The organism is Staphylococcus sp. HMSC036D05, from assembly GCF_001836225.1.
Taxonomy (GTDB): Bacteria; Bacillota; Bacilli; order Staphylococcales; family Staphylococcaceae; genus Staphylococcus; species Staphylococcus caprae.
This window is the reverse complement of record NZ_KV827785.1, coordinates 47,609-70,412: the sequence shown is the minus strand read 5'-3', so window position 1 is coordinate 70,412 and position 22,804 is coordinate 47,609. Positions and strand designations below refer to the sequence as shown.

At 32.3% G+C, this 22,804-nt stretch carries 22 protein-coding genes; 3 read left to right on the top strand and 19 right to left on the bottom strand.

From position 1 onward, the window contains the following. Window positions 1-129: 129 nt before the first annotated feature. Genes HMPREF2580_RS10965 through HMPREF2580_RS10940 form a run of 6 tightly spaced genes read right to left on the bottom strand, consistent with a single transcriptional unit; the run spans window position 130 to window position 5,474 of the window. On the bottom strand, window positions 130-777 hold the full coding sequence (locus HMPREF2580_RS10965) for an ABC transporter ATP-binding protein (RefSeq protein WP_070833004.1): 648 nt from the start codon (window positions 775-777) through the stop codon (window positions 130-132). Beyond that, window positions 770-1,540 (bottom strand): ATP-binding cassette domain-containing protein, encoded by a 771-nt coding sequence (locus HMPREF2580_RS10960; RefSeq protein WP_070833092.1) that lies wholly within the window; start codon window positions 1,538-1,540, stop codon window positions 770-772. The genes HMPREF2580_RS10965 and HMPREF2580_RS10960 overlap by 8 nt, the downstream gene beginning before the upstream one ends. Next, window positions 1,507-2,277: an ABC transporter permease gene (locus HMPREF2580_RS10955; RefSeq protein ID WP_070833001.1), complete on the bottom strand. Its 771-nt coding sequence runs from the start codon at window positions 2,275-2,277 to the stop codon at window positions 1,507-1,509. The genes HMPREF2580_RS10960 and HMPREF2580_RS10955 overlap by 34 nt, the downstream gene beginning before the upstream one ends. A 1-nt stretch (window position 2,278) precedes the next feature. After that, window positions 2,279-3,229 (bottom strand): ABC transporter permease, encoded by a 951-nt coding sequence (locus tag HMPREF2580_RS10950; RefSeq protein ID WP_070833088.1) that lies wholly within the window; start codon window positions 3,227-3,229, stop codon window positions 2,279-2,281. 2 nt (window positions 3,230-3,231) lie between these two features. Beyond that, entirely contained in the window at window positions 3,232-4,785 is a 1,554-nt protein-coding gene (locus HMPREF2580_RS10945; protein WP_070832998.1) for an ABC transporter substrate-binding protein, read from the bottom strand. Continuing rightward, entirely contained in the window at window positions 4,782-5,474 is a 693-nt protein-coding gene (locus HMPREF2580_RS10940; RefSeq protein ID WP_070832995.1) for a class I SAM-dependent methyltransferase, read from the bottom strand. Before HMPREF2580_RS10940 ends, HMPREF2580_RS10945 begins: the two co-directional genes overlap by 4 nt. 408 nt (window positions 5,475-5,882) lie before the next feature. On the opposite strand from HMPREF2580_RS10940, the gene HMPREF2580_RS10935 reads away from it, so the two are divergent. Then, complete coding sequence (locus tag HMPREF2580_RS10935) at window positions 5,883-6,569, top strand: Crp/Fnr family transcriptional regulator (RefSeq protein WP_070832992.1); 687 nt, start codon at window positions 5,883-5,885, stop codon at window positions 6,567-6,569. Here the strand turns inward: HMPREF2580_RS10935 and HMPREF2580_RS10930 are convergent. From HMPREF2580_RS10930 to HMPREF2580_RS10880, 11 genes are all read right to left on the bottom strand, one after another. Then, window positions 6,546-7,172 (bottom strand): hypothetical protein, encoded by a 627-nt coding sequence (locus tag HMPREF2580_RS10930; RefSeq protein ID WP_070832989.1) that lies wholly within the window; start codon window positions 7,170-7,172, stop codon window positions 6,546-6,548. The genes HMPREF2580_RS10935 and HMPREF2580_RS10930 overlap by 24 nt on opposite strands. Further along, on the bottom strand, window positions 7,169-8,125 hold the full coding sequence (locus HMPREF2580_RS10925) for an insulinase family protein (RefSeq protein WP_070832986.1): 957 nt from the start codon (window positions 8,123-8,125) through the stop codon (window positions 7,169-7,171). Before HMPREF2580_RS10925 ends, HMPREF2580_RS10930 begins: the two co-directional genes overlap by 4 nt. 4 nt (window positions 8,126-8,129) lie before the next feature. Continuing rightward, window positions 8,130-9,203 (bottom strand): insulinase family protein, encoded by a 1,074-nt coding sequence (locus tag HMPREF2580_RS10920; RefSeq protein ID WP_070832984.1) that lies wholly within the window; start codon window positions 9,201-9,203, stop codon window positions 8,130-8,132. Further along, window positions 9,187-10,320 (bottom strand): hypothetical protein, encoded by a 1,134-nt coding sequence (locus HMPREF2580_RS10915; RefSeq protein WP_256326451.1) that lies wholly within the window; start codon window positions 10,318-10,320, stop codon window positions 9,187-9,189. Before HMPREF2580_RS10915 ends, HMPREF2580_RS10920 begins: the two co-directional genes overlap by 17 nt. A 109-nt stretch (window positions 10,321-10,429) precedes the next feature. Next, a complete protein-coding gene (locus HMPREF2580_RS10910) occupies window positions 10,430-11,134 on the bottom strand; it encodes an ATP-binding cassette domain-containing protein (protein WP_070832979.1) in 705 nt (234 codons plus the stop codon). 158 nt (window positions 11,135-11,292) lie between these two features. Next, window positions 11,293-12,627, bottom strand: a complete 1,335-nt coding sequence (locus HMPREF2580_RS10905; protein WP_070832978.1) for a radical SAM/SPASM domain-containing protein — start codon at window positions 12,625-12,627, stop codon at window positions 11,293-11,295. Window positions 12,628-12,690: 63 nt separating this feature from the next. Then, window positions 12,691-12,822: a subtilosin A family bacteriocin gene (locus HMPREF2580_RS10900; RefSeq protein ID WP_020361779.1), complete on the bottom strand. Its 132-nt coding sequence runs from the start codon at window positions 12,820-12,822 to the stop codon at window positions 12,691-12,693. Window positions 12,823-12,986: 164 nt separating this feature from the next. Continuing rightward, on the bottom strand, window positions 12,987-13,547 hold the full coding sequence (kdpC, locus tag HMPREF2580_RS10895) for a potassium-transporting ATPase subunit KdpC (protein WP_070833085.1): 561 nt from the start codon (window positions 13,545-13,547) through the stop codon (window positions 12,987-12,989). A gap of 18 nt (window positions 13,548-13,565) precedes the next feature. Continuing rightward, window positions 13,566-15,587, bottom strand: a complete 2,022-nt coding sequence (locus tag HMPREF2580_RS10890; RefSeq protein WP_070832977.1) for a K(+)-transporting ATPase subunit B — start codon at window positions 15,585-15,587, stop codon at window positions 13,566-13,568. A gap of 18 nt (window positions 15,588-15,605) precedes the next feature. Then, window positions 15,606-17,282: a potassium-transporting ATPase subunit KdpA gene (kdpA, locus tag HMPREF2580_RS10885; RefSeq protein ID WP_070832976.1), complete on the bottom strand. Its 1,677-nt coding sequence runs from the start codon at window positions 17,280-17,282 to the stop codon at window positions 15,606-15,608. Window positions 17,283-17,302: 20 nt separating this feature from the next. Next, a complete protein-coding gene (locus HMPREF2580_RS10880; protein ID WP_037541769.1) occupies window positions 17,303-17,383 on the bottom strand; it encodes a potassium-transporting ATPase subunit F in 81 nt (26 codons plus the stop codon). Between the two features lie 165 nt (window positions 17,384-17,548). Between HMPREF2580_RS10880 and HMPREF2580_RS10875 the strand changes: the two genes are divergently transcribed. Next, complete coding sequence (locus HMPREF2580_RS10875; protein ID WP_070832974.1) at window positions 17,549-20,194, top strand: sensor histidine kinase; 2,646 nt, start codon at window positions 17,549-17,551, stop codon at window positions 20,192-20,194. A gap of 4 nt (window positions 20,195-20,198) precedes the next feature. Next, on the top strand, window positions 20,199-20,897 hold the full coding sequence (locus tag HMPREF2580_RS10870; RefSeq protein WP_002444920.1) for a response regulator transcription factor: 699 nt from the start codon (window positions 20,199-20,201) through the stop codon (window positions 20,895-20,897). Between the two features lie 115 nt (window positions 20,898-21,012). On the opposite strand, the gene HMPREF2580_RS10865 is transcribed toward HMPREF2580_RS10870, so the two are convergent. Beyond that, a complete protein-coding gene (locus HMPREF2580_RS10865; protein WP_070832972.1) occupies window positions 21,013-22,038 on the bottom strand; it encodes a methyltransferase in 1,026 nt (341 codons plus the stop codon). Next, on the bottom strand, window positions 22,028-22,804 hold the full coding sequence (locus tag HMPREF2580_RS10860) for a thioesterase II family protein (protein ID WP_070832970.1): 777 nt from the start codon (window positions 22,802-22,804) through the stop codon (window positions 22,028-22,030). Before HMPREF2580_RS10860 ends, HMPREF2580_RS10865 begins: the two co-directional genes overlap by 11 nt.

Here is a 22,804-nt window from a genome sequence, read left to right as displayed (position 1 = left end):
ATATTATCATTATTGATTAAAAGTTCAAAAAAAGAACAGGACAGATATCCTATTCTTAATGAAGGATTTCATCTTCCTGTTCTCAAAATTGTTTACCTTTCAAAGGCGACACGCTAATCTACATCCAATCTATTTAAATCCTGATAAATCAAATTTATCTAGTTCTAAAATTTCGCTTTTAAAGGTATTTAACACATAGGAATCATGTGAGATGATGATTAACTTTGTATTATTAAGTGACTTTAACATGTCTAATATCGTCTCTTCACTTATCACATCTAAATTAGTTGTTGCTTCATCTAGAATCAATACTTGAGGTTCAACGATAAGTGCTTTAGCTATCCAAACTCTTTGAAATTGTCCCCCGCTTAATGTTTCAATACGTTGCTTTAAAATCTCTTTAGGTAACATGCACTTTTCAATCACTGTAGCGATTCGATCTTGATAACTTACTTTATCAAATTTGTAATTGATCAATGGCTCTTTTAATGTGTATTCTACGGTCTTTCGCCCATTTAACGTATCACGTTGGTATTGTGGGACATACTGTATGTCTTTCATCCATGCTTTATCTGTAAAATCCTCTTTAGCTGTTCCATTAAAAGACATGTATCCAGAATAATCTGAGTCTAACCCAGCAATTATTTTTGCCAATGTAGATTTACCGCTTCCGCTTTTTCCACAAATTAATAAATACTGCCCTGTCATATTAAAAGAAATACATTCTAAAATTACTTTATGATTAATATATTTGGATAATTGGTTAACTTTAAGCATCATTTCGTCTCCGTCGTTGCGCAATAGTAATTAATTTTTTAGTATAATCATGCTTCGGATTTTCTAAAATTGTGGTAGCTTTTCCAGATTCAATGATTTCACCGTGTTGCATCATACTGATATGCGTGGCATACGTGCGAACTAAGTTTAAATCATGTGTCACAAAAATGATGGTCATATTGTAGCGATTAACAGCATCAATTAAATAACGCATAAATTTATCGCTGTTCTCCTTATCTAATGCACTCGTTGGCTCGTCCAATACTAAGCACTCGGGTTGTCTTATTAATGACATGATGAAGGCAACTCTTTGCGCCATACCCCCACTTAATTCAAACGGATAATAATTCAGTAATTCCTCTCCATTGTCGAACCCAAGCATTTGTAACATCTGTACGACTTCAGCGTTGCGTTGTTGTTGTGACAAATTGGATTGTGTTGCTTCATATAAATATTGAAAATGCTTCTCCAATGTCATGTTTTGAAACAAATTACTATGTACATCTTGAAACATGGCATCTGTTTTATCTAAATTAATTTCAACATGTCCTTCGTATGTTAAAGACGCCTTTTCCATACCAAGAATGGTACGTGTTAATAAAGATTTACCGCTCCCACTTTCTCCAATAATACAGTAAAAATCACCACAGCCTACATCTAAAGCTACTGATTTAATCAAAGGTTGTTCGCGATGATAAATATTTAATTCTTCAACTTTTAATATATGATTTATTTCATTATCTTTTTGTTGATGATTTGGAATAATAAGGCATAACCTCCTAAAAGTAAGCCAGGAAAGAAAAAGAGCCACGGGGCACCATTGAAATAGCTTTTGCCATCAAACAAAATTGTACCTAATTCAGGTGTAGGTGGTTGAATGCCGAGACCTAAAAAGGCAAGTCCTGAAATACTTAACATAATTTTCCCAAAATCTGCAGTGACTAAAGCCAATATATTACTGACTAAATGCGGAATTGTATGTGTCATCGTTGTTTTAAATATGGAATTTCCACTTAATACTGCATAAGTAATAAACGGTCTTTTCTGAATATCACGAGTTAAATTTCTAAAATAACGTAAATATCGGCCGACCCAGCCTAAGGTCAGCGCAAAGATCAGGCCCATCATTGAATTACTCATTAAACTGAGTATAACTAAGGCGATGATGAAAGAAGGAATGGCTAGTAACATATCAGCAATAAACATACATCCTTTATCTATCCATTTCCTTTCAATACCAGCTACAAGTCCTAATGTTAAACCGATTAATATACTTAGAACCATAACGATAGCTGTTAAACCTAGCGTCACACCACTACCAATAAGCAATCTTGTAAAAAAGTCTCTCCCAAGTTGATCTGTACCTAATACGTGTTTAAGATTAGGCGCTTGTAATGCATGTGTGCTATCTGTCCCTGCTGTATTCACAATCATGCATAAACTTACCATGACACATCCTATTAAAGTCATTGCTAAATATCGTTTTAAGTGCTGTGTCATACTACGCGCCTCTTCCTATCTTTCTAGGGTCATTTTGCCGTTTTTGAATTCTGGGTTCATTGTGCAAAATAATTAGGTCCCCGATATAATTCGTAATCATTATTGTAACGATGACGATAACAACTATGCCTTGAATGACGGGATAATCACGCTGATTTATCGCAGTTATTAACAATTTGCCTATTCCAGACATACTGAAAATGACTTCTAAAATCACTGCTTTACCAAATAAATGTATAACACTATTAATTGAAATGGTCATCAATGGTGCAAATATGTCTTTAATTTGTATGAACATACGTGCTTTTAACTTAAATCGTCTTAATAGTGCAAGTTGATATGCATCCTTATCCAACGTTTCCTCGATAAGATGGGAAGTCATTAGAAGAATATGACACCCGTCTATCATGACAATCGTAATAATTGGAAGTAGAAAATGTCTCCATGAATCACTTCCTACAAAAGGTACAAGGTGCCATTGAACACCTAAATAATAAATTAAAAGTATCGCAATCCAATATTCAGGCATGGATGTCATCACTTGAGCAATGCCTCGAACTACACGTGACAACCGACTAAGTGGATGTATACCAATGTAATATCCAATCAAAAATCCAAATGGCAAAAGAATACTTGCAGAAACCATAATTAACGTTAGCGTTGGTGCTAAAGACTCCAATATCATAGAAGTCACTGGTTCATGTGTACTAAAACTGTAGCCTAAATTACCTGTGAGTGCATGGCCCAGCCAATCGAGATATCTCAACAACATATGATGACCGAGTCCAAGATGATGTTGAGCTAATTCAATATTTTCTTCAGTAATAGATGTGTAACCATGTCGTTGTAAATAGAGAATTGCTGGATTGCCAGAGGTCTTTTCAACTAAGACAAAGATAATGAAAGAACTTACTACCAAATAAAGTAGTAATCTAAATGTGCGTTTAAGCATCATTATTCATTAACTTTCAACGTCTTATAGTCTATAGGTGCGTCTGTTAGACCTGAAAATTTAAATGATTTCACTTTATCACTCACCACAAATGTCTCGTTTGGATAGGCAATGGGCACACCATAGTATTGTTGATTAAAGTGTTTGAATATATCATCAAAGTCACGTTGTTGCGCAGCTTTAGATGTTTGAGTTGGAAAATTATCTAGTTGTTTCGTTAACGTTGAGCCATTAGCCAGCACACCTGGTTTCCCGTCCGCATTCTTAAAGACTGAATTCATGAAATTATATGGCATTAAAGCATCTGAGTATGTTCTATAAAAGATAAGGTCATAATCTTTCTTAGTCCATAATGTATCGTAATAGGTTTGAGCATCTAACGTTTTAATATTCAATTGAATTCCAGCTTGTTTCAAATGACGCTGTACTTTCTCTGCTTGGTCTTTCCAATTTGGAAATTCTGCTGTTTGAATAGCTAAGTTCAACTTGAGTGTTTTTCCATCCTTCTCAAAATAACCATCTTTATTCTTCTTATAACCTTTACTCTGAAGTAACTTCTTAGCTTCTTGTACATTGTATACGTGGTCTTCTTGATTATCTTTATTCACGTATTGCACGCTATTCTGGAAAATGCCTTTCATTTGCTTATCAGACAAATGCTTAGTGTCAATACTTTTACTGATTGCTTCACGAATCGCACGTTTCTTTAATACCGGGTTATTAGGATTGAAAGCCATGAAATGACTCACAGTACTTGAAGCCTCTTCTACTTTTAAATTCTTATTCTTCTTATCTTGTTGAATCTGTTGTTCTGAGAGCATACCTAATGCACCACCGGATATGTCTACTGAGCCACTTTGAATCGCTGAATTCCTTGAGTCCCCGTCTTCAATAGTTTGAAATGCTAATTTATAATGGACAGGATGATTTTGATCGAAATGTTGATTAGGCTTTAATGTCGTTTTTTCCTTGCCACTATGATCGACGACAAACGCTCCTGTGCCAATCGCTTTTTTAAATTTTCCAGTCACTTTATTACCTTCAACAGAATGTGGACTCATAATACGTAAAGGTCGCACTTGCGTTAATTCATTGAGAACTTGATTAGATGGAGATTTTAATTTGATTTGAACAACGTGGTCATTTTTTACTACTACTTTGTCCAATTTTTGTAAGGTTTCAACAGTCGTATTCTTGTTCATCGCCTTTGCGCGATCAATTGAGAATTTCACTGCTTTAGCATTGAGTGGCGAGCCGTCAGAGAATTTAATATTTTTCTTCAAATGGAATTCATACACTTTACCGGAATGATCAACAGACCACTTCTCGGCTAATCCTGCTTTAACTCCTTTATGCTTATCATATTTGACTAATGGTTCGTAGACTGCACTATACACTGGCATGGCAGCATCATAACCTTGTGCATCTAATTGGTCTGCCTTTGCTTCTGTCGGTAATGAGACCGTCACTTGTTTCCCATCTTTTGATGAATGCCCACAACCTGCTAATAACAACGTTGCACTTGCAGTTAATGTCATTAATAGTCTCTTATTCATTCATTAATGCCTTCTTTCAAAGTCGCTTTGATTAAAAATGATTCCTCATAAAGCGTGCGTAAATAATCATTAGGTGTTAAGAAAAAGTCGTTGTAATGCGTTAAATCAATCACATCAGGTACGGTTTCTTTAATTACAGCAACTTCAAATCCCGCTTCAACAAAACTATCAACGATATACTTGAGCGAATGATTTTGAGAAGGCGTGGCACCATATTGATTAATCGTGTCATCCATATATTGGCGACTTGGATTGTTCGTTAAATCTGCAAACGTTGCATAATATACCCCATTGGGTTTCAGTACTGCTTTTAAATCTCTAGCATGTTGAGGCACATCCTCTATTAAATAAAGTACGGATGTACTGATGGCAGTATCATAGGTTTTACCAGTTTCTTGTGGCCGATCAGTTAAAAAATATGTAAGTGGTCTATTCCCTTTATACGCTTCAGCCTTTTCAAGTGAAAGACGTGCTAAATCGATACCAACACCTTCTTTAAACGGTGTTACGTCGTATAATTTCCGCAAAAATCCTCCTTGATTGCACCCAAAATCTAAAATCGTTTTATTCTTAATATCAGTTATATCTAACATTTGTATCGTTCTTTCCCAAGCTTCTTGGTGGTCACGAGCCATATCGTCATCAGTTTCTTGCCCTTTTTGCCACCAAACTTCATAACTTTTAGTCATTTCAATCTCCTTAATGTTTATAAATCGCAATTATTACGTTTTAACATCATACTACAGTATTTGAGATTACACAATAAGAATTTGAGGAAACAGATTTTACAATGAATATTAAATTACGGAGATTTTTAATTGAGGAATTGAGTTAGTCACTGATTTTTATCGAATCGTGTCACTGTTCTATTTACTATATAAAACTTAGGTACGATTAATCTTTGGGGCGTATAACAATCTATAATATTTGAACAATAGGGTTATGATTTTAGACTTAATCGTTAAAATTTATAACTTTTAAATTAATTTACTAAATAGTCTTTATTTTATATAAAATAAAGTGTAATATGTAATTGTAATTATCTATTCCTTCACTAATAAAGTTAAAGTCTTATTTAATAAAGGGGACGTTTAGGGATGTTAAAGCTGAATAATGAGTTGTTTAGTCTAATAAAAAGGTATGGGGAATGTAAAAATTTTAAATACAATGAAATTTTTCATTTAAATAATGAAGGGAATTTTTTATATGCTTTCGAAAGAGGAGTGGCTTTTTTAAAGCAAACAGATGTCACTGGTAAAGTTCTATTATCAAAAATCTGTAAAAAAGGAAGCATTTATGTAGAAACTATTGATGATTTCAGTCAATTTCAAATAAACTACCAGTTATTCTTCAAACAAAATACTACTTTATACCAAGTCTCAATTAATAAATTAAGGGAAAATATTGATAACGACTATCTTAATACATTAATTTTGAAATATACACATAATGAAATTAGAAAAAGAGAGTTAACTTTAAGAGATTATACTTTTTATGGTAAAAAAGGAACGATTCTTTCTAATCTAGTTCGATTGGCCAATTCTTTTGGAAAAATATTTAAAAATGGAACGATATTAATAGATGTTAAATTAACACATGAGGATCTCTCACAATTATGTGGTATGAGTAGAGAAAGAATAACCAAAACAATATCTAAATTAAAAAGCGATAACATTCTAGATTATGATAAAAAACGCAAAAAGTTTATCATCTTAGATTTAGAATCAATTAAAGATCAAATTAACTGTGAAGAGTGTCCTTTAAACTTTTGTAATATCTGTTAATTTTCTAATAAAACTTAAGCGACTAGATAAATATATTATTATTGAAAAAACTACTAAAAATAATTGTTCCTCTACTGACAGTAAACATAAAATAACCGTACTTACAAACAGTAAAACTAAATATCTAGTGAAGCGTTTATTGATAATATTTTTAATAAAATTAGAACTATAATAAAAGGTACTTACAAAAGTAAATATATACAATAATATAACTAGCAATAAAGGTAGTTTTAATGAAAAGTGGTTTGAAATCTTTAAGCCTATCCCTATTAGTAAAATAATAGGTACGATACCTTTATAAATAAAATTACCACTAGGAATTTCTATACTTTTTTTGAATTTTTCCATATCAAAATCCTTTTTGTCTCTTTCTTTTAAAAATTTTTCATTAATATAATTAATCTGCTTTATCCTACTATTAATATACATATAAAATGGAACTACTATAAGCGTAATTGTTACAGATATACACGCAAATTCTGCCCACGAATTTTTAATAATAAAAAGCGTTATCCAATAATCAATATATTTATTAATGCCGAAAATATAATAAATGCCTAACATTACCAATACTACAATAAGAAATTTATATTTTGACTTCATGATAACTCCCCCTTAAGTTCATTTATTAAATCCAATAATCTTTCACTTTCACATATATTTTGTATTATCGTGAAAAAATTATTGTGCAGTTTCCAAAACTCTACAATATTTTTTATTTCAACAACTGCACTCATTTTATCTAAAATATCTTTATAGATGTTATCAATCATCCTATTATCTTTCTCAAGTAGAGTAATGTTTTCTATTAATTGTTTCTTTTCACCATAATATAGGAATTGATTATTATAATATACTAAAGACTTGTTATTAGCGATATTTAATAAAAGGATTTTTAGAAAAAGCACTTCTTCGGTCCCTTGTATTTCACACTCTCCATCCTTCGTAATAATCTTCTTTTTGGTAACATCATTATGATAATTACTAAAGTTGTTATCTTTGGTGAATTTAATATCTCCAACAACATAAACACTCATATTATCTTTATCATAAAATTTTTCAGATAGCTTATGTAAATCATGAAATGAAATTTGATTAATATCTTTTTCAGTTCCTAGTATTCGGTCTCTTATGATATTAAGTTTTATATCATGAGATTGAATACTTTTATATCCTTTTATTTCATTAATTACTACTTTCTTTTCTTTTTCAAAACTCTTTTTTGAATAATCATGGTTTTTCAAATACTTTAATAATATATTTAAAGCATCCTCTGACATATGAGGAGCGCAAAAAAATGTAAAATAAGTATTTTTTTCACTAGTAGTAGCATTTAAGACAATACTTAGATTTTTCATTTCTTCATAAAGATGATTATCACCTATCCAAAATTTCATATGTTCCAAAAAATGAGCATATCCTATTTGACTATCCAACCCTCCAAAATTAATCTTTACACTAATACAATTAATATATGCGTTTTTTATATGAAAACCTAAGCCACTAAGCTCCGCAAATTTAATTTTCATAATATTGTTATCTAATCCTCTTAACATAGAATCACCCTTCATCTAAAGCGATAAATGTCATATTTTTAACCATGCTATTAAATTCTAAGTAGTTAAGTTTTTTTATATCATGAAATGGATGGGCAAACTTTTTATATTTTTGTCCTAACTTAAATAAATAGAAGTTATAACCGTATTGTTTGTCTAATAAAAACCTTAATTCGGTATCTAAAAAAGTTTTAATACTTTCAAATTCTTCAATATTCAACCACAAATTTTTCATTATTTTTTTCACACTATTTTTAATATCATTTTTTTCCTTAACATCTGAGCTAAAATGTATAAAAAATAGATTACATTCATTATCAAAATATGAACTGAAATGGTAAAGTTGATAAGCCTTTATTCTAAGTTCTTCAAACAACTTTGAATGTCCATAATGAGAAAGATAAGCTTGTAATAAATTACCATAAAAGCATGTATCCTCGATACAATTAGCTTTAATACTCCAACAGAGGGTATAAAAAGGGTGGTTATCTAATCCTATTTCAGAAATGTTATTTCTTACTTTAAGGTTATTATTGAGATTATAATTGTTATGTATAATAGGATTATCTATTCTAATGAAATTGTTATAGTGAGTATACTTATATTCATAATTCTTTAAAGTGACATCATCGATATCTTTCTTTTGCAGATCTACTAAATAAAATTCTTCTACTTTTCCATATCTATATTTTCCATATATATCGTCTAGACCAAGAATTTCTTTGTATTCATTCCTATGAATGTTAAACGGACTTAATTGATACTGCTTTATCTTTTCTTTTAAACTCATTTTTGCTTTATCTTTTGCTTCATTTAATTCTTCTACTGTGAAATGGCAATTACCATAATTATTATCTAAATTTAAGATACTATATAACCAGAAAAACTGATTATTATAACAAATTAAGTTAGTATACCTTCTACATTTATAGGAATCTAATTTCCCGAATAATTCGTTAAACGTGTAGGATAACAGTTGATAATAATTTAGTTTACTTAAGTTCATTTTTGGTAGTTGTTCTATTTCCATAGTCGAATTATATATAGAAGATTTAACATTTTTAATGCAGAAAGACAAAATAATCACTCCTATTAGACTTAACTTTATTTAAAACAAAAATCACAAGTATTAAAGGGAGTGTAATCCAAATACTATAGGTTAAGGCCATATATATATATGGTATTAAAATGATTAAAGAAATATATTTTTTCGGATTTTTCCATATATCCTGTTTAGATGACCAATTTAATATAGGAAACTTTTGATCAAATTTTAATCTAAAATATGCACAAAAAAGCATAGTTATATATATGTTAATAACTTTTAAATCTACGTTATGTCTAATTAATGAGAATATCACTATACTTATTGTTAACATTGTTAACATTAAAATGAGACATATAAAAAATTTAATTAAAAACACTTTGTGCTTATTTATAGGTAAATATACATATACTCTTTGATAATTTTTATCGGTTGAAAACAATAAATAAACTGGACTCATCGCTAGTATAATTATCATGATTAAAAAGTAATTAATATTTGGGTCTATATTTTTAATAGAATTTAAATTAAATGTCAGTATAGCGGTAAAAATTACTGCTATGACACTATTAATCCAGTTACTTTTATCAGAAACCCATTTTTTTATTTCAATTTTTAATAGTGATACTTTTTCTTTTTTTTCAACAGATTTATTAACCTTTTTGTTTTCTAGCAACTTAATACCATCAAAATAAACATAAATTAAACTTATCATTATAATTATTAATAAAGAGCTAAGTACTAGTGGTGACAATGACACTAATAATAAGAGAATCGTAAGAATTATCTTTTTCAACAAATCAGTTGTTTCAAAAAAAATAATTACACAACTAAATGTTAAAAAAATCATCAATACATATGAAATCATCATTATAATAGTGTTCGTTAAACTAATCCCTGATTGTATATATAAAAATATAGGTAATATCAAAAGATAAATCATTCTCTTTAGACCTACCTCTAAAAAAATATATACAACCATTGATAGATACATTTTTTTTGTATTTACTGGCAATGGTTTAAACATGGTATGTACATAACTGTTTCTAAATGAACTCCAAAAGGATAATGCTAAAACAAACGAGGTCAAAGAAATAATTAATTTAAAATGGGTATGCTTAATAATGGTAATTTCTATACCACTATTCATAATTAAATAAAACTCAAACATCAACAAAATCATTATACTTATTATTAATCTACTTATCGATTTCACATTATATTTGTGACTCTCTGCGAGAATTATATATTTTAGATATTTATGTAGTTTCATCCACACCCAAAACCTCTCTAATTTGACTAGCATTCTCAAATGTTAATTCAGTAGCTTTTCTGTTATTAATTAATACAATTTTATTTGTAAATCTTTCAACTACATCAAGAATATGAGTAGATAAAATTACTAAATACCCCTTATTCTTTAATAGTTGTATATCTTCTATAAACTTCTCAATAGCTTGTATATCTAGTCCATTTAATGGTTCATCAAAAATTAAAATTCTTGTATTTATTAGGTAAGAACATATAATATTTAGCTTCTTGAGATTTCCAAGAGAAAGTTCATCGATTATCTTATTTTTATGGTTTGTAAATTGATACCTTTCCATATAATACTGTAATAATTTATGATCTATTTTCGTGTTGTATACGTCTAAAATTAAGTTTATATATTGCAAACAATTCATGTATTTTATTTTTTCAGGATTATCTGCTATATAAAACCTTTCCTTTTTACTGCTTTGTATTATTTTAGAGGGGCTTTCTGCACTAAAGGAAGCATTGCCCATAACAATACTTCCTTTAAATGTAGGCAAAACCCCACAAATTGTATTGATAAGTGTAGTTTTACCGCTACCATTTTTACCAATCAAAGCATAAATTTCTCCACTCGTCAGTTGTAAATTTACATTTTCTAAAATGAATTCTTTGTCGTACCAAACATATAAGTCAGAGATTTTTATCATTATTAACACCTTGTATTAATCTTAATAAAAATACGATAAAGATAATTCCAAAAATAGCTGAGAAAACCCAATCTTTTTTCACTATGAACACTATTGTTGAAATCACAAAAATTATAACTATTATTAATCTCAATAAATTTTTTGACATATTACCACTCCTAAATATTTTCCATCAGTGGCTCAAGTTTTTGTTCTTTGACCCAGCTGCATTTATCTTTTCGATGATTTTTATTTGTGTTTAGTCCTTTTAAGTAACATCCTGTACAGTAATCACTGAATGGACATTCTTTTGAACATAAACTAGAACTTTGAGGCGATTGTAATTTCCATAATTTATTGACAATATCACTAGAGAAAACTTCTTCATAGCTAGAATCTTTTAAATTACCAATTTTAAATTCTTTTGGAAATAATGCACACGGTCTTACATTACCGTTAGGATCCATAACTATTGATCGCCATCCAGCGCCACAATTATTAGCTTTATTTTCATTAATTGGTATAAGTGGAATAATATCTTTATTTTCTTTTAAAACATTTACCTCAAATTCTTTAAATGAAATATCATTTTGTTTATTTAACTTCATTTCATCTATTGATTTTCCTCGACCAAAGTCATCAATCCAATTGTAAGCAAATGCTTGTGCTCCTAGCTCTCTGACTAATTTAGCCATGTCTTTTATTTCCCACATATTATCTTCGTAAATAGACATACCTACTCTTACAAAAATACCTCTATCGGCTAATCTTTTAATATTTTTACAAGTTAGTTGATGTGCTCTAGGATGTTGTCGAAACTCATTATGTGATTCTGGATTAACACTATCTAATGATATACCTACTATAATCTTATCCTTATATTTTGTAAGCAAATCTAATACGTCTTGTCTTAAAATAGTAGCATTGGTTAATATGCCTACTTTATGAAACTTATTTAATGCATATTCTATTATCTCTTTTGCATTTTGGTGGACAAATGTTTCTCCCCCAGTAATTTCACACGTTAAAACCCCTTTGTCATACATTTCATCTGCTATTTTTTTAAACTCGTCAAAACTTAAAGTATCTTTAACAGATGGAGAACTTTCTAAATAACAGTGTTTACATTCTAAATTACATTTGTGAGTTATCTCAAAAGTTGTATGAAGTGGTGTAATATGCTCTTTAGAACCTGTTAAGTTAATTGGGCCCTTATTACTATTTTGTGTGAGTGTAACTAATTCCTTACTGTATAATTCTTTTATTAACTCACTGTACCAATTAATATGGTCCTTAAGTTCACAATCATACTTAATGCACATGTCTTGAATAATATCTATCATCTTTTTACTACCATCAAAGTAGGTACATGCTTCAAACGCAGAAGAATTTAAATCTAAATATTCAAACTCTAACATATCGAATTTGGCATCTCTGAAGCTCATTTCTATTACTCCGCCTTCTGGGAGTTGATGCAACCTAACGTTTTCATTAAACTTTATATATCTTTGCATATAGAAATCCCCTTTAAAAATCGAGTGTAACGACAAGTCGCTACACCCATAGTAAATACTCAATTAAGAAGCCATACCGAATGTACCTGTAATACCAGCTACTTCAAAATCAGGAATAGGACCATCAGCTAGACAAGCAGCACCAACCGCACATGCTGAGCAACCTTTGTTGCTAACCATTACACCTTGTTCCATAGCACTTCCTCCTCTCGTGTCTGACTTCTAATTCTAAGTTTAGGCTATCTATTAATAAATTTATGTGACGCTAGTCACAAAAAAACGAATATTTTTATTTTTCTGCAAATAAGAGCTAATTAAAATAGCATTTTTCACTTAGCAAGGGGATTACTAAAATATATCTATTTTACTTTATCTAATTCGATATTCATTTTTAACACATTCACGTAGTCTTCGGTCATGGGTGAGGTTTGTTTGTTGTGTTGGATGATTCGCTCAATTGTGACTTGATCGATACCTCGTGCTTTAGCAATTCTTTTCACTTGAGCTTTAGCGTTAGTCACAGTGATGTCTGGATCTAATCCCGAACCTGAAGCACTAACCGCATCGTTAGTAAGATGATGCCCCTCTTTGTGAATCGTCTCTTCAACGCGTTGTTTAAGTTGAGGATTAGAATTGGCAAGGTTTGAGCCTCCTGATGCAGGTCCTCCGTTATCTTTAACTTGTTGTGCATCCATATTATAATTCACTGCACTTATACGACCATGAAAATATTTAGGACTATGCCATTGTTGACCAATCAATTCTGAACCGATTACTTTACCGTCTTGTTTGATTAAACTTCCATTCGCTTGATGGGGAAATGTGATTTGGCCTATCGCTGTCACTGTGAGTGGAAATAACAATCCACATAACACAAACATGACAATCATAAGGCCAGCACTTTTTCGTATCGTTTGTATCATTTTTCTCCTCCTCCTCTAAACGACGTATTGAATCACTAAATCAATCAATTTGATACCGATAAATGGGACAATCATGCCACCTAGACCATAGACGAGCATATTTTTCATTAATATCGTTTGTGTTGAAGCGCCTTTAAATTGCACACCTTTCATCGCAATTGGAATCAACAACACAATAATCAAGGCATTGAATATTAATGCTGAGAGTACTGCTGATTCGGGTGAATAAAGGTGCATAATGTTTAGATGATTCATTGCTGGCATAGCAGACATGAACATGGCTGGTAATATCGCAAAGTATTTCGCAATATCGTTGGCAATACTAAATGTGGTTAAAGATCCTCGTGTCATCAATAATTGTTTGCCTATTAAGACAACCTCCATTAATTTCGTAGGATTAGAATCTAAATCGATTAAATTGGCAGCCTCTTTGGCGCTCGTAGTTCCAGAGTTCATAGCTAATCCTACATTGGCTTCAGCTAAAGCAGGAGCGTCATTCGTACCATCACCTGTCATTGCAACAATGTGCCCTTTTGCTTGTTCTTCTCTAATGACCTTAATTTTATCTTCAGGTTTACATTCGGCTATAAACCGATCTACACCCGCTTCTTTAGCTATTGTTGCAGCGGTAAGTGCGTTATCGCCTGTGCACATAACGGTTTCGATGCCCATCTCGCGTAATTCTTGAAATCGTTCAACGAGTCCGTCTTTAATCACATCTTTTAAATAAATCACCCCTAAGATTTCATTATCTTCAATCACGACAAGCGGTGTGCCACCTTTTTTAGACACCTCGGTGACCTGGATGTCTAAATCTTCAGGTATGTGCCCGCCCGCTTCTTTCACACGTTTAACCATACTGTTAGGCGCCCCTTTATAGACTTCACGGTTGGCAAACTTCACGCCACTCATTCGTGTTTCAGCAGTAAATGGATAATATTCGCCTGTTTCATGTGGCAAATCAATATTTTGTCCTTTAGCGAGTTCGACAATACTGCTACCTTCAGGCGTGTCATCTTCTACAGAACTTTCATATGCGGCTTTGACTAATCTTTCATATGTTGATGATGCAACAGGTATAAATGCGTTTGCCATACGATTTCCATACGTAATTGTTCCAGTTTTATCTAAAATTAATACATTCACATCGCCACATGTTTCTACTGAACGACCACTTTTAGCTAAAATATTAAACTGAGTCACACGATCCATCCCAGCAATACCAATAGCTGATAGCAAACCACCAATGGTTGTAGGTATTAAACACACGGTTAAAGCAATCAACATCACGATGGATAAATCAAAGTGTAGAAACTTGGCTAACGGATACATGGTTAAAATCACGACTAAAAAGATAATAGTTAATGTCATCAGAAGTGTGAAAAGCGCAATTTCATTTGGTGTTTTCTTTCTTGTCGCGCCTTCAACGAGATGAATCATTTTATCAAGAAATGATTGTCCTGGTTCAGATGTAATTTCTATTTCTAGCCAGTCAGATGCGATGGACGTACCACCAATGACATTATTAAAATCTCCACCACTCTCTTTAATCACAGGTGCCGATTCACCTGTAATTGCGGACTCATCTACTGTTGCTAAACCTTTAATGACTTGACCATCATTTGGAATTTGTTCACCTGTTTCGACACGGACGATGTCTCCTTTTTTCAATTTACTGGCATCGATGATTTCATAACTACCGTCATCTTTAATCAGCCGTGCTGTCATTTCTGTTTGTGTTTGACGTAAAGCATTGGCTTGAGCTTTCCCGCGACCTTCTGCCAACGCTTCTGAGAAATTTGCAAAGATTAAAGTTAATAATAATATGATGAAGATACTTAACACATACATGCGTGATACATTTTCTTGAATAAATAAATCGGGAAAGAATATTAAAACCAATGAAAGTAGCATACCTACTTCTACAACAAACATAATTGGGTTTTTAATCATATATTTAGGATTTAATTTTAGAATACTTTCTTTTAATGCTTGTTTAACCAAGCTGGATTCAAATATTTTTGTGGTTTCCATCATTTTCAAATACTCCTTTCATCAAGAATGCATCAATAGCTGTTCTCCTATAGGTCCAAGCATTAAATCTGGTAAGAAGGTTAAGCCACTGAGCAAAATGATGAAGATGATTAATACCGTGCTAAAGAATACATTATTAATAGGTACATCTTGGGTGTGATGTTGATACGTTTTCTTGTTGACCAGACTTGAGACAATCAATAATTGTAAAACGATTGGCACATACCGTGCGATTAACATGACGACACCTGTTGAAATATTCCAGAATACCGTATTATCTTTTAACCCTTCAAAGCCTGAACCATTATTAGCAGATGAAGAAGTAAATTCATATAACACTTGCGATATACCATGGAACTGTGGATTCGTTATCGCATCATTAGCATCCGGAACGATAAATGCCAATGCTGAAAATATTAAAATCAATAATGGATGTACTAAAAACGTCAAAGCAATCCATTTCATCTCTTTAGCTTCAATCTTCATTCCTAAATAACTTGGAGTCTTACCAATCATTAAACTGCATATAAAGACGGTTAACATGACATAAATCAACATGTTCATCAGGCCTACGCCTTCACCGCCGAAGACTGCGTTTAACATCATTAATATCATTGGCACCATGCCACCTAACGGCGTTAGACTGTCGTGCATATTATTGACCGTTCCTGTTGTGAAAGCTGTCGTAATTGTTGTAAATAGTGCCGACTGACCAATGCCAAAGCGTGTTTCTTTACCTTCCATATTGCCACCGTCGATACCTAAATGATGTAATACGGGATTACCTGCAAATTCAAAGTGTAGGCAAACGAGTAAAAACGCAATAAATAATGTGAACATGGCTATAAATATCATCAGTGCATGCGGATGAATTTGTTTTTTCGTTTTCAGCATTCTACCAAACAAGAATACTAACGAACCCGGAATAAGCATCATACTTAAAGCCTCTGCGAAATTAGTCCAGTATGTTGGATTCTCAAAAGGCGTAGATGAGTTCGCACCTAGGAAACCGCCACCATTGGTTCCAAGATGTTTAATTGCTTCAAGTGACGCAATCGGTCCGTAAGCAATAGTTTGTTTAACGCCTGACATCGTTTCTACAACTAAGTTACCTTTCAATGTTTGTGGTGTGCCTTGGCTAATTAGAAATAAACTAATAATAAACGCAAATGGAATTAAGACACGCACAATAAAGCGCGTCATGTCTTGATAGAAATTTCCAATGACGTCTGTCACGCCAGTTAATCTTCTCAACATTGCGATACATACTGCGTAACCTGAAGCAGCTGAGGTGAACATTAAACATGTAATCACGCCCATTTGTGTGAAATAGGTTAAGCCTGTTTCTCCCGCATAATGTTGTAAATTGGTATTCGTTAGAAATGACGCTACCGTATTAAACGCTAGCGACACCGATTGATTTAAGTTGTGGTTCGGGTTCAACCATAGCCATTGCTGTGTGAGTAGTAAGATGAAGGCAAATGCGCCCGTTAAACCGTTAAACCATAAAAAGTGTTTCAAATATGTTTTACCTGACATATGCTCTAATTGTGTACCGATCAATTTGTAAATTAACTTTTCAATAGGATGAAATAAGATATCTATCTTCGTCGGAACAGTGAGCGCTACTGTATATAAATATCGACTCACAAAATATGCAAGAACGATAAATGTAATTAAGAATAGAACAATACTCATGATGCTTCCCTCTTTCGCTATTAGAATTTTTCACTCCAAAGTAATGCATAAAATAGGAATAGAATTAATCCGATGACCACGAAGGCTAATAATGTAATCATTGTGCTCCTCCTCACTTTCATGGTCATCTTAGCAAGAGCGATATAATCAAAGTATTAACATTTGAACAAAGTTATTAAGAAAATATAAAGATGAGGTATAAAATTAAAATAAAAATGGATAATTATAATAATCTTAATTAAGATGTAGTTAAGAGGTGTTGGCAGATGGAAAGTTCATATAAAAAAAGAGGCAAACTCACCATTTATTTAGGCTATAGCCCCGGAGTCGGTAAGACATATGAAATGTTGTCGAACGGCATTGATCTTTATAAAGAAGGGGCAGATATTAAGATTGGGTATATTGAACCCCATCAACGTCCCGAGACAGATGCACTTGCGAAACAATTGCCAGAAATTGAGCCATCTAGTCGAAGATTTGGCAGTCATCAATTTCACTATATAGATGTTGAGCAGATTGTAGAAGTACATCCTGATGTCGTCCTTATTGATGAATTGGCACATACCAACATTTCTAAGAAACGTCATTTGAAGCGTTATATGGATATTGAAGAAATTTTATCTCATGGCATTGATGTTTGGACAACGCTTAATATTCAACATATTGAAAGTTTAAGTGGCCAAATTGCTTTAATGACAGGTATTCAAGTCACAGAGCGTGTACCAGATCAATTTATTATGTCTGCAGATGCGTACGAAGTTGTGGATATTTCACCGAATATGTTGATTCAACGGTTGAAAGCTGGAAAGGTTTATAAAAAGGAACGTTTAGATACTGCTTTTTCCAACTTTTTCACATATGAGAATCTGACTGAGTTACGTGAACTTACGCTAAGAACTGTGGCGGATATCATGAGTCAAAAAGAGCAACAGTATAAAACGAAACATACGGATATCACGCCTCATATTGCAGTAGCTGTGAGTGGTAGCATTTATAACGAACGTGTGATTCGTGAAGCAAGACGTGCAGCTTATAAAGAACATGCGAAATTTACTGCGGTGTATATCGACACATTTGAAACGCGTTCTGAGAGTAGACTTCAAGACCACTATGTCCATAAAAATCTCATGCTCGCAAAATCACTAGGTGCTGAAATCAAAGTACTGTATGCACAGGATATCGCGAAAACCTTAATCCATTGGTGTGACAAGGCTTTTGTTACCAAGTTAGTACTCGGGCAGTCAGAACGGCCACGATGGAAAGAGTATTTTAAGAAGTCGCTTATCGAACAAATCAATCATACCCCGCACCATTTCAAATTAGAGATTGTTCCGATCCATAAAATTTATTCAGACAAACAAGACCGTAAGCAAAAGATGGATAAACAACCTTATCAACTTACGTTATCTGTAGATATTGTCAAAATGTTAATTATTCAATCTTTATGTGTAGTCCTTGGAATCTGGATTTATAAAATGGATAAGAACGAATCGAGTGCGATTATCTTACTCATATTCTTTATCGGCATTATTGTGCTATCTATTTGGACGCAATCCTATCTCATCGGATTCTTTGCGTCGATTCTGAATGTCTTTGTCTTTAACTATTTCTTTACTGTGCCAAGGTTTACGCTTGAAATGTATCGTTTCGAATATCCAATTACGTTTGTGACAAGTATTTTTGCCAGCATTTTCACGAGTGCCATATTGAAAAATTTAAAATATCAACATTCATTAACGGAACGGCAGTTATATCGTACGGATATTATGTTGCAATTCAACCAGTCGATTAAGGAATCATATTCTATCATGAGGTTACTGACAATTGCCGGTGAACAAATTCATCAACTGTTAAATCAAGATGTTACCGTCTTCCTCGTGGAGTCTAAGAAGGTGATTAAATCCTCTTCATTTGGAAATAGAACCATCTCGAATAACCACGGGACTGACGATGCTGAGACATTAAGTTGGGTCATTGAGAATGAAAGCCGTGCGGGAAGACTTACCGATACCTTCCCCGGTAGTAAATATCTATGTATTCCAATTGGTACCAAGCCGGTTAAGGGCATCATTTCAATTCAGTTCACGGATGAAGATTTCATCGATACGTACGACAGTTCTATCTTAGATTCAATGTTGAACGATATTACGCTCGCTGTGGAAAATGTAGACCTACTGAAACAAACAAGACAATCAATGCTATTAGCGGAAAGGGAGGCCACACGTTCTAACTTCTTACATTCTATTTCGCATGATATTAGAACACCTTTAACATCTATTATCGGAAATTTAGATGTATTGAAATATCATTGCGAAGGCTTGGATAAAAAAGAACACGCACATTTGTTAACCGCTTCTTACGAGGAAGCCCAATATCTGTATACACTCGTCACTAACATCTTATCTTTAACTAAGTTAGAGCGCTCAGATATTCAAATCAAACGTACTTCCTATTTGATAGAAGAATTATTAGAAGAATTTAAGGAAGGACTTGTGCGTAGACATCAAAACCAAAAAGTAAATATTGAAGATGACGGTACTTTGGCGTTGGTCCATATCGACAGTAAATTGATTCTACAAGTATTATTTAACTTGGTCGATAATGCTTTAAAGCATGCTGAATCACGTTCAGACATTACGCTACGTGTACATGAACAACGTTCGAAAGTACGATTTGAAATGGTTGATTGTGGAAAGGGTGTTCCCGAAGAAGAACGACGTTTAATCTTTAATCCTTATTATTCAGGAGATTATTTTAAAGATAATAAAAAAGACAGTTTAGGGTTAGGATTATACTTAGTACAATTAATATTGAAACAACATCACAGTCAATTGGAATACCGACCGAATCATCCGCAGGGTAGTATATTTTATTTTTATTTAGACATAGAGAAAATAGAAATGGAAGGGTGAGGTTATGAAATCTACACTTTTAGTCGTTGAAGATGATGAAGCGATTTTACATTTAATCGATGTTGCATTAACAATGAATTATTATAAAGTCATTAAAGCTAAAAATGGCAGAGAAGCGGAATTCCGCATCAGAACAGAGCATCCAGATATTATTTTACTTGATCTCGGCTTACCTGACATCGATGGATTATCCTTAATTCAGCAGCTTAGAGAATGCGTTGATACGCCTATTATTGTCATTAGTGCACGCACAGAAGAAGAAACCATTGTGAAAGCATTAGATTGTGGTGCAAATGATTATATGACTAAGCCCTTTAATATTGATGAATTACAAGCACGTATTAGAGTTGCGCTACGCGTCTCGAGAAAGATTGATACAGAGCAGAATAACTTTGAAAATGGTCCGTTGACGATTGATTTTAACGGCAAGTCTGTTTATATCATGGGACAGTCTATTCATTTAACCCCTAATGAGTTTCAATTGTTGGAAATCTTAAGTCGTCACGTTGGGAAAGTGTTAACATATCAGATTTTATTAAAATCATTGTTCGGATACGTCAATAAGTGCGAAATGGCTTCATTACGTGTGCACATGGCGTCGTTACGTAAGAAATTAAATTATAGTGAAAACATTGATGGTATGGATAAAAAACTGATCATCACCCATCCGAGAATCGGATATCAAATGCAACATTTAGGGTGATATTAAAAACCGGACTTAAAAGAATAACTCTTATAAGTCCGGTATTTTTAATGTATTGAAAGCAAAATCTGTCAATGAATTAATTTTACTTTATCGATAAGCTTTTACTATCACTTTATATTTCACCTTCAGTCACATTCAGAGTAACATCAATCAAATACTCGTTATTTTGAATATTATGAAGTTCAACAATCTGAAGATTCAATTGACTTAGAAGCTCTTCAAATTCGTTATAATTTCTTTCCTTCCCTCCACATAATGCCCATATGTTCAAAGCGTTCATGTATTCATCATAATTATCTTCAATGGAACCATTTGGTAAGATTGTTTCTATTATCCAAATATGGCTTGAAATAGACATATTAGAAATGACATTATTTAATATTTTTATTGCTTGCTTATCATTCCAATCATGCAAAACCTTTGCCAATATAAATATATCTCCTCTTACCTTATAGGGCTCAAAGAAATTTTGAACTTTGAAGTTTATCCTGTCATAGAAACTTTTGCTTTTCCTCAAATTTAAATTATTATTTACACTATTCAAATCTAGAATTAAACTTTTAGAACTTACGAAATAGCTTAGTAATTTATTTGAGAATTCACCCGTACCACCGCCAATATCGACGAAGTTATAAGGAAATTCATAATCAAATTTTTCTAACCAGTTTTGTATATTATAAGAATTAGTGTAATTCCCCATCATTGTTCTAAATAACATTTGTAAGTGATGTTCTTCTTCTATCTTTTCAAAAAACTTACTATCATTTTTCAATTCAAATGGAGGTATATCTTTTTGTAATCCTTCACTTAATTCTAACCATGTGGGCATCGAAATTTGTCCAGAGAACATAATATAAGAATAAAGCGTGTTCTTTTTATCATTACCAATTAGCTCCTCACCTAAAGGTGTCAACATTAAAATTTCTTTCTTTTCAACTATAAAATGCTTAGCAATAAGTGGTATTAGAATCAAATTAATCCTATTCTTACTAATATTTAATTGCTTTGCTAATGTACTTCTAGTATGCCGTTTAAGGTTTATTTCATCAAATAGATGAAGTTTACATGCATTATATAATAAAGCTGACAAAGAAAAGCCCTGTATCATTTTCATAATAGTTATTTGATTAGTGTTCACCCTTCGTACCTCCTTCCGTACTATATAATTTAGTTTCTAATGACAAATAGTACGATGAAGAAGTTTTAAAAGGGAAAAAATGATTACCTTCAAATACTTCGTATTCAAAATTTCCTTTTGTAACATCATTCCAGCACTTAATATCTGCTATTGTTATATCTCTATCTTGATTACCAATATGTGCTAATATACTCGCATTTATGTGTTCATCATGATAAACATGTTGCTCATTTAATTTATAATCACTTTTAATTATAGGTAAATATATTTTTTGTAACTCTCTAGATTGCCAAAATAGTTCTGGAGTGCCTCCGTATTCTTCCAATTCTTTTATTAACTCTTCATCTCCCATAGTTGTATTGTAAGATTCTTTTTTATCTACATTAACACTTTGCCGAGCTGCCACAATCAATTTTGCAATCTCAATACCATATTCATTTTCAAGTTGGTACGTAACGTAAAATGCTAATAAAGCTCCAAAGCTATGACCATAGATGAAAATTTTATCTTGATAGTCTACTAAATCAACAATATTTCTTGCGACATCATCTACAACTTCCCACAAATCTGTAGGTAATTCTTCTTTCATACGAGTATTTTTACCTGGAAGCTCAATTGGAATAACTGTTATATTCTTCATTTGTTTCATCCATGGTAAGAAACGTGACGCTGATCCTCCAGCATGACTAAAACAAAATATCTTGTATTTACTAGAAAGGTGCTTTTTTTCTAAATATGGAAACATCGGACTAAAAATATTGTCCAT